Annotated in this window: 9 protein-coding genes and 1 pseudogene; 9 read left to right on the top strand and 1 reads right to left on the bottom strand. The window is 64.1% G+C overall.

Annotated features, from left to right (window positions below):
- Window positions 1-262: pseudogene (locus BGO62_RS09405) on the bottom strand (hypothetical protein); the annotation flags it as partial.
- A 157-nt stretch (window positions 263-419) separates the two neighbouring features.
- On the opposite strand from BGO62_RS09405, the gene BGO62_RS09400 reads away from it, so the two are divergent.
- From BGO62_RS09400 to BGO62_RS09360, 9 genes are all read left to right on the top strand, one after another.
- Window positions 420-920, top strand: a complete 501-nt coding sequence (locus BGO62_RS09400) for a hypothetical protein (protein ID WP_296639085.1) — start codon at window positions 420-422, stop codon at window positions 918-920.
- Window positions 921-947: 27 nt separating this feature from the next.
- Window positions 948-1,109: a hypothetical protein gene (locus BGO62_RS09395; protein ID WP_296641676.1), complete on the top strand. Its 162-nt coding sequence runs from the start codon at window positions 948-950 to the stop codon at window positions 1,107-1,109.
- Between the two features lie 67 nt (window positions 1,110-1,176).
- Window positions 1,177-1,671: a BCAM0308 family protein gene (locus BGO62_RS09390; protein ID WP_296641673.1), complete on the top strand. Its 495-nt coding sequence runs from the start codon at window positions 1,177-1,179 to the stop codon at window positions 1,669-1,671.
- 31 nt (window positions 1,672-1,702) lie between these two features.
- Complete coding sequence (locus BGO62_RS09385; RefSeq protein WP_296641671.1) at window positions 1,703-2,425, top strand: C39 family peptidase; 723 nt, start codon at window positions 1,703-1,705, stop codon at window positions 2,423-2,425.
- Window positions 2,422-3,891: a RimK family protein gene (locus tag BGO62_RS09380; RefSeq protein ID WP_296641668.1), complete on the top strand. Its 1,470-nt coding sequence runs from the start codon at window positions 2,422-2,424 to the stop codon at window positions 3,889-3,891. Before BGO62_RS09385 ends, BGO62_RS09380 begins: the two co-directional genes overlap by 4 nt.
- Window positions 3,891-5,126 (top strand): glutamate-cysteine ligase family protein, encoded by a 1,236-nt coding sequence (locus BGO62_RS09375; RefSeq protein ID WP_296641665.1) that lies wholly within the window; start codon window positions 3,891-3,893, stop codon window positions 5,124-5,126. Before BGO62_RS09380 ends, BGO62_RS09375 begins: the two co-directional genes overlap by 1 nt.
- 208 nt (window positions 5,127-5,334) lie before the next feature.
- Window positions 5,335-5,778, top strand: coding sequence for an Hsp20/alpha crystallin family protein (locus BGO62_RS09370; protein ID WP_296641663.1), 444 nt, complete (start codon window positions 5,335-5,337; stop codon window positions 5,776-5,778).
- A gap of 48 nt (window positions 5,779-5,826) precedes the next feature.
- On the top strand, window positions 5,827-7,146 hold the full coding sequence (locus tag BGO62_RS09365) for an urea ABC transporter substrate-binding protein (RefSeq protein ID WP_296641660.1): 1,320 nt from the start codon (window positions 5,827-5,829) through the stop codon (window positions 7,144-7,146).
- A gap of 26 nt (window positions 7,147-7,172) precedes the next feature.
- Window positions 7,173-8,636: cache domain-containing protein (locus tag BGO62_RS09360; protein ID WP_296641658.1), on the top strand; the 1,464-nt coding region annotated here is incomplete at its 3' end.

Raw genomic sequence — 8,636 nt, 5'->3', positions numbered from 1 at the left:
TCCCGGGTGCCAGGCGGCGATTGAGCCGCACTTCCTCATCGCAATCCAGGTGCCGTGCCTCGATCGAACCGAAGTCGAGATAGGCATAGCGCACCGGCTTCTTCAGCTTGTAGGCACAGGTATCGGTGAGGAAGACCCAGGACATATGGGTTTCCACCGCATCCACCCGCGAGGTCGCCTCCGCGTAGGCGCCCGGCTGCCGGAGGAAATCAAGCTTGGCCGCAAGCGTGACTGCCTGCGCCCACGGATCGGAGACGTGCATGGTATGGCCTGTGCCCATCGATATCCGTCGGGTTCCATCGCGCGATGCGGCAATGTCCGGCGCGAGACCCGAAAACCTTCTGCTATACCTTGATATAGGCAGTGAGGTTGAAGAATTCACGATCCGCCCCTGTGGCCCCGGAGATGCAGGAAAAGCCATGACCCGAAATTCCATCGATGTTGCCAGTCGCGTCAGCCCGCATCTATCGGCACTGCTCAGGAGCCGGATCAACAACCCGGAGTGCGAACAGCCCGTCACGCTGATCGCGGTACGCCGCTTTCTCGGCGACCTGCTGCCCGCCGATTTCAGCGAGGCCGAACGGATGCATCGCTTCGACATCGGCGAATCACTGCTCGACGAACTGGACGCGCTCATCGAGGAGTTCGGGGCAAGCGCGCTGGCTGTCGATTTCACGCAGGCCGCCGCCAGCGAATCGCTCTCGCGCGCGATCGAGGCGGTGATCAACGACGAGAACCGCGAAAACCCGCCCACGCTTGCGACGATCCGCGATGCCATCCTGGCCGGGCTGGGCGCCAGGATGGTGGGGGACGGCGTGCTGGAAGACGACGAGGGCGACACGCTGCTGGCGGAAATCGAGGCGCTGATCGAGCAGTTTGGCGCCGACACCCTGGCTGAAGACTTTCTGCGCTACGAATAGCCTGCCCAGGAACGGGGGGAAACCGGCATGTGGAATAAGCGGCGATCGAGGCGTGTTCTGGCGGGGGTGCTGGTGGGGCTGGGCGGCGTGCTGATGGCGCTCGCGCCCGAAATATGGGCCGGCCTGCTGGTGCTGGCCCTGGGCGTGGTCATCGAGCTGGCTGGAATCGCGCTGGAGCGCCAGTCCTAGCCTGCCGCTGCGATGGATGCCTGCCCGGCTGCGTGCTGGATTTTCGTCTTCACCGAAGGAGCGCAACATGAAAGAGCGATTCGCTGGATTTCAACCCGTCCGTCGCGACCGCCTGGTCCAGGAAACGCGCCACGACACCTACCAGGCCAAGCACAAGCTGCCGGAACCCACGGTTTGCCCGCAATGCGGCGCGGTATTCCACGATGGGCGCTGGCAATGGCTGGTGAGGCCAGCCATTGCCCATGAGGAAACCTGCCCGGCGTGCCGCCGCATCCACGACGAATTTCCGGCCGGCTATGTGACCGTGAACGGACCGTTCTTCGAGGATCATCGCGAGGAGCTGCTGCAGCTGGCCAGGAACGAGGAGGCCCGCGCCAAGGCGGAGCATCCCCTGAAGCGGATCATGAGGATCGAGGATCGGGATGACGGCATCCAGATCACCACCACCGACATCCATCTCGCCCGCGGAATCGGCGAAGCGCTGCACCATGCCTACCAGGGTGAACTGGAGTACCACTACAACGAACGGGAAAACCTGCTGCGCGTGGTGTGGGAACGCTAGGTCGTGCTGACGCCGGGGAAGGACGGCTTTCATGCATCCGAGCGTCTTGCGTCTGCCGGTCAGGATGCTGCCGCAACCGGACGAGACAACCTGCGGCCCCACCTGCCTGCAGGCCGTCTACAGCTACTGGGGCGGGGATGCGCAGCTTGCCGAGGTGATCGCCCGCACCCACAAGATGGAGCACGGCGGCACCTTCGCAATCTTCCTGGCTTGCGATGCCCTGCGCCAGGGTTATCAGGCCACCATTTACACCTATAACCTGACGGTGTTCGATCCCACCTGGTTTGCGCCGCATGCGAACATCGCGGAGCGGCTGCAGCGGCAGCGCGAGGTGAAAAAAAACGACGCGAAACTGCAGCAGGTCACCGAAGGCTATCTGGAATTCCTGCGCCTGGGCGGCCGCCTGCGCCTGACCGATCTCTCGCGCCAGTTGGTTCGCGGCCTGCTGCGCCGCAACCTGCCCATCATCACCGGCCTGAGTTCCACCTATCTGTACCGCACGGCGCGCGAATACGGGCCGAACGACGACCCCGACGACCTGCGCGGCCTGCCTGCCGGCCATTTCGTCGTGATCGCGGGCTATGACCGGAAAAAGCGCAACCTGCTGGTGGCCGATCCCTATGGGCGCCATCCCTACGGTCCGTCGCACGCATACTGGCTCAGCATCGATCGCGTAATCGGCGCAGTGCTGCTCGGCATCGTCACCCACGATGCCAATCTGCTGCTGGTTTACCCGCCCCGGGCGGCGCCGTGAGCATCCTCATCGTCGTCGACGCCCCGCACGACTGGCCGCTCGACATCGCAGGCGTGAGCGTCGTTTCTTCCCGCGCCTACCTGACCGATCCTGCCTATGGCGAGGAACGTTCCGTCAAGGTATTCAATCTGTGCCGCTCCTATCGCTACCAGAGCCTCGGCTACTACGTCTCGCTACTGGCCGAGGCCCGCGGCCACAAGCCGCTGCCCAGGGTGGGCACGATGGAGGACTTGAAATCGCAGAACCTGGTGAGGCTGCTCACCGAGGATCTGGACGAACTGGTGAAGAAATCGCTGGCGCCGATCAAAGCGGACGCATTCGAGCTCAGCATCTATTTCGGCCGCAACACGGCAAGCCGCTACGACGCGCTCAGCCATCAGCTCTTCGGCTTGCTGCAGGCGCCCTTGCTACGCGCCCATTTCGAGCACCATCGCGAGCAATGGCGCCTGCGCAGCGTACGCGCCATTGCCGCCAGCGATATCCCGCCGCCGCATCACGACTTCGTGGTTGAGGCCGCCACGGCGTATTTCATGGGCCATCGGCGGCGCATGCACAAGCGCCCGCAGCCGCGTTTCGACCTCGCCATCCTGCACCACCCTGGCAATCCGGAACCGCCGTCCAATGCCCGCGCCATGCGGCATTTCGAAAAAGCCGCGGCGGAGCTTGGCTTGCAGGTGGAATACCTCACCCGTAACGATCTTGCCAGGCTGCCCGAGTTCGACGCGCTATTCATCCGCGACACCACTTTCGCCAACCACTACACCTACCGCTTCTCGCGGCGGGCGGCCGCGGAAGGCCTGGTGGTGATCGACGACCCGGACTCCATCCTCAAGTGCAACAACAAGGTCTATCTCGCCGAACTGCTCGTCCGCCACGCCATTCCCGCGCCGCGGACGCTGATGGTGCACCACGGCAACGCCGGCCAGATCGTGTCCCGCCTCGGGCTGCCTTGCGTGCTGAAGCAGCCGGACAGCTCGTTTTCGCTCGGCGTGGCCAAGGTGGAATCGGAGCTGGAACTGCTCGCGAAGGTGGGCGAGCTGCTGCAGAAATCGGAACTGATCGTCGCCCAGGAATACCTCCCCACCGAGTTCGACTGGCGCATCGGCGTCCTCGACCGGCGCCCGCTGTTCGCGTGCAGATACTTCATGGCCGCCGGGCACTGGCAGATCGTCAGGCGCGAGCCCGGACGCGCAGGCTACGAGGAAGGCCCGGTGCAGGCCGTGGCGGTCGCCGAAGCGCCGGAAGAGGTATTGAAGCTCGCGCTGCGCACGGCCAACCTGATTGGCGATGGCCTCTACGGGGTGGACATCAAACAGGTGGGCAGCCGCTACTGCGTCATCGAAGTCAACGACAATCCCAGCGTCGACGCCGGCAACGAGGACGGCGTGCTGAAGGACGCGCTCTACCGCGAGATCATGGGTTCGTTCGTGCGCCGCATCGAAGCGCGCAAGCGGGTCAACGCCTGATGGGCCCGGCCCCTGCGCTGCCCGCTTTTGCGGGCTTCGGCATCGAACTGGAATACATGATCGTGGACCGGCAAACGCTGTCGGTGCGTCCCATCGCCGACGCGCTTTTGCGCGCGGCGGACGGTACCATCGCCAACGAAGTCGCCCGTGGCCGCTTCGCCTGGTCCAACGAGATCGTGCTGCACCTGCTCGAACTCAAGAACAGGCGGCCGGACCCGGCGCTCGCCCCCCTGGCCACCGGCTTCCAGGCAGAGGTAGGGGCAATCAATGGACTGCTCGCTCCCCTGGGCGCCTGCCTCATGCCCACCGCCATGCACCCCTGGATGAATCCCGCCGCCGAAACGCGTTTGTGGCCCCACGGCGACGCCCCCATCTACCGGGCTTACGACCGCATCTTCGGCTGCCGCAAGCACGGCCAGGCCAACCTGCAGAGCATGCATCTCAACCTGCCCTTCGCCGACGACGAAACCTTCGCCCGCCTGCACGCCGCAGTGCGGCTGCTGCTGCCCATCCTGCCGGCCATCGCCGCGAGTTCGCCGATCGTCGACGGCATTCCCAGCGGCTTTCTGGACACCCGCATGGAGGCCTACCGCACCGCCGTCCGGCGCGTCCCTTCGGTGATCGGTCAGCTGATCCCGGACACGGCCGGCAGCCGGGCCGAATACGAAACACGGGTGTTCGAGCCGATGTACCGGGACATCGCCATCCTCGACCCGCAAGGCGTGCTGCGGCACGAATGGCTCAACGCGCGCGGCGCCATCCCGCGCTTCGAGCGCAGCGCCATCGAAATCCGCGTGATCGACCTGCAGGAGTGCCCGCAGGCCGACCTCGCCATCGCCGCCGCCGCCACCTGCGTCATCCGGGCGCTCCATGACGCCCGCTGGTCGCCGCTTGCCTTGCAGCAGGGCATCGGCACGACGGCGCTGGCGAAGATTCTCCATGCCTGCATCCGCAATGCAGAGCAGGCGGTGATCGACGACGATGGGTATCTGCGGCTGCTGGGTTTTCCCGGCCGGCAATGCCGGGCCGCTGAGCTCTGGCGCCACCTCGTCGCCGCGACGACGCCGGACAGCACAGGCCCCTGGGGCGAACCGCTGCGCGTGATGCTGGAACATGGGCCGCTCGCGCGCCGCATCCTGCGCGCGCTCGGCCCGGACTGCTCCAAAGCGCGCCTGCGGGCGCTCTACCGGAGATTGTGCGACTGTCTGGCGGAAGGCCGGATGTTCGTGAACTGATGCCTCGCCCCCGACGGATCATGTCCTCGTCGCCTGCGAACACGACAGGAAACGCATCCCGCTGCGGCAGCCTGCAGCGGCTCCGCCAGCCAGGAATAACGACGGGGCGCAGCGGTCTTGATATGCCTTCCCGATGGTCTAGGGTTGAAGAGGTAGTTGCAAGGCAGCTGCCGTTTTTTCCATCCACTCACTTGATGCGGAGAAACTCATGAGCAAGCTTGCCCGTTACGACCCATTCAGCCTGACCCGTATCGATCCGTTTGAGGATATCGATGACCTGTTCAAGGGCTTTTTCGTTCGCCCGGTTGCCTTCGAAGGGCAACCCCAGATGCAAATCAAGATGGACGTGAAGGAGAACGACGATGCCTATACCGTTCACGCCGACATTCCTGGGGTGAAAAAAGAGGACATCCACGTCAGCATCGACGGCAACCAGGTTTCGATCAGCGCCGAGACGAAGACGGAAAAGGAAGAGAAAAAAGGCGAGAAGGTGCTGCGCTCGGAACGCTACAGCGGCAAGGTGGTGCGCAGCTTCACCCTGGCGCACGACGTGGATGAAGCCAAAGCCCAGGCCAAATACAGCGACGGCGTGCTGGAACTGAGCCTGCCGAAGAAAGCGGCCAGCTCGGCCAAGATCCTGGCGATCGGGTAATTTCCCGAATTGCAGGCAAAGGCGGCATCCTGCGGGTGCCGCTTTTTTTTGCCCCAGCCCATCCGTATAAAAACTCATATAGAACAAAAAGCTACCAACGAATCTGTAGAAAGATTCGCTCTCCGGTTTACAATCCCAAAGATGATTGTCCCTCGTCGCCACATGGTTATCGTTGTCCTCATACTGACGACTATCCTGGGAATTTTCCTGTTGCTGCGTCCCAACCCGGCATCGCCAATCCGCATCGGCGTGCTGCATTCCCTCAGCGGTACCATGGCCGTGAACGAGCGTCCGCTGGTGGACGCAGTGCGGCTGGCGGTCGAGGAAATCAACGCAGCCGGCGGGCTGCTGGGACGGCCGGTGGAAATGCGGGTCGCGGATGGCCGATCCGACGATGCCGTATTCGCGGCCGAAGCCGAACGGCTGATCGCAGCGGACCGGGTCAGCGCCCTGTTTGCCTGCTGGACTTCGGCATGCCGCAAGGCGGTGAAGCCAACGGTGGAAAAGCACCGGAACCTGATGTTTTACCCGCTGCAGCACGAAGGGCTGGAGCAATCGCCGTCCATCTACTACACCGGCTCCACGCCCAACCAGCAGATCATCCCGGGTATGCAATGGGCACTCAATACGCTGGGCAAGCGGGTGTATCTGCTCGGCTCGGACTATATCTTCCCGCACGCCGCCAATGCCATCATCCGCGACCTGGTCAAGGCCAACGGCGGGAGCGTGCTGGCGGAACGCTACCTCCCGCTGGGCGATACCCGTTTTGACGCGATCGTTGCGGAAATGCGCGCACTGGCACCGGACGTGATCGTCAACACCATCAACGGCGACAGCAATACGCATTTTTTTCGTGCACTGCACGGGGCCAGCCTCGGCGGCGTTCCGGTGGTGTCTTTCAGCCTTGCCGAAGAGGGCCTGAAAGCAATCGGGCCCGCAGCTTTTCATCCCAACCATTACGCGGTCTGGAGCTATTTCCAGAGTATTCCGGATGAAGCCAACCAGCGTTTCGTCGCCGCATTCCGGAAACGCCATGGCGCCGACCGGGTAACCAGCGACCCGATCGAGGCCGCTTATGTCGGAGTCCAGCTATGGGCTCAGGCAGTGCGCGACGCCGGCACCGACGATCCCGAACAGGTCAACCGCGCCATGCTGCAGCAGAGCACGGCCGCACCGTCGGGCGTGGCCGCCGTCGATCGCGGCACGCGGCACGTCTGGAAGCAGATGCGCATCGGCAAGGCACGCGCGGACGGCCAGTTCGAACTGGTATGGCATTCCGGGAATGCGCTGCGCCCGGCCCCGTTTCCCGACTATCACTCGCAATCCGGACTGCAAGGGCTGCCGCAACCGTTCGGAGCCCGGCCATAAGCGCGTTTCCCATTTCCGTTCGCCTGTTGTCGAGCTATCTGCTGGTGGCCGTGCTGCCGCTGGCTGGGCTGGCCGCGTTTTATCTGGCCTCGTTCGAAGCGTCGCTGCGCGAAACCGTGCTGGCGAACATGACCACGATCGCGGACAAGAAAGCTGAGCAAATCGACAGCTATATGGCTGAACGGCTGGCGGACGCCAAGCAACTCAGCCAGAGGCAGGTCATCCGCAATGGCCTTGCCGCGCTGGAACGCGCCTTTCACGCGGACGGCTTGAACTCCCCCGCCTACCGGGCCGCCGACCAGCGGTTGCGCGACACCCTCGGCACCTCCTACGGAGCCGAGGGCTTTTACGACTTGCTGCTGCTCGACAAGGCCGGCAACGTGGTGTTCTCGATCGCGCAAGAGCCGGATACCGGCGCCAGCATGAGACACAGCGCCTATCGCGACACCCAGTTGGCGAAAGGATTCGATCAGGCGATGCAAACCCTGCAGGCCCACCTCAGCCCTTTTGCGCTTTATCCGCCTTCCGGAAACCAGCCCGCAGCTTTTCTGGTGGTGCCGATACTGGAAAACGGCATGGTGGCCGGTACGCTCGCATTGCAGCTGGATGTAAGCAGGCTGGAATCGGTGACGGCCGACCGCACAGGCCTGGGGCGCACCGGCGAAACGGTGCTGGTGCAGAAAGACGGAGACGACGCTGTTTACACTGCCCCGCTCAGGCATGTCCGGGAGGCGGCCTACCGCTACCGGAAGCCGCTGCGGGAGACGCCGCTGCCGATGCAGAAAGCGCTGTCCGGGGACCGCGGCCGCGACATCATCCGCGACTATGCCGGCATCGAAGGCGTGGCGGCCTGGCGCTACCTGCCCGCCCTGGGCTGGGGCATGGTGGTGAAGATCGACACCGCCGAGGCGTTGGCGCCGGCCCTGCAGCTGCGCCGGATAACCTATCTCGCGCTGGGATTTTTCCTGATGCTGTCCGGCATTGCGGCCTATTTTCTGGGACGCGGGCTGTCGCGCCCGATCCGCAGCCTTACCCGGGTGGTCGACCGCATTGCTGCCGGCGACTTGTCGCAACGGGCGCCGCAGGAAAAGATCGATGAACTGAACCGGCTGGCCCGCGCCTTCAATCACATGACCGACGCCCTGGCGGACGCCCGTTACAACCTGGAAGCCCAGGTGGAAGCGCGCTCGCAGGAGTTGCGCGAAATATCCTCGCTGCAGAGCGCGATTCTCGATCAGGCCGGAGCCCTGGTGCTGGTGCTCGATCGCGAAGGGCGCATCCGCCGCTTCAATCGCGCCTGCGAGGAGCTGACGCACTATTCCTTTGCTGAGGCCGAGGGGCGTTTTGTCTGGGATTTCCTGCTGACGCCGGAAGAGCGGGACAGCGTGCATGAGGAGGCCTTCGACGCCCTTGTCAGCAATCCGCATGTCTTGCGCGCATCGCATACCAATTATTGGGTTGCCCGGGACGGCACCAGACGGCTGATCGAA

Origin of the sequence: Thiobacillus sp. 65-1402 (assembly GCF_001897685.1) — a bacterium.
GTDB lineage: Bacteria > Pseudomonadota > Gammaproteobacteria > Burkholderiales > Thiobacillaceae > Thiobacillus.
This window is presented reverse-complemented; position numbering and strand designations above follow the sequence as displayed.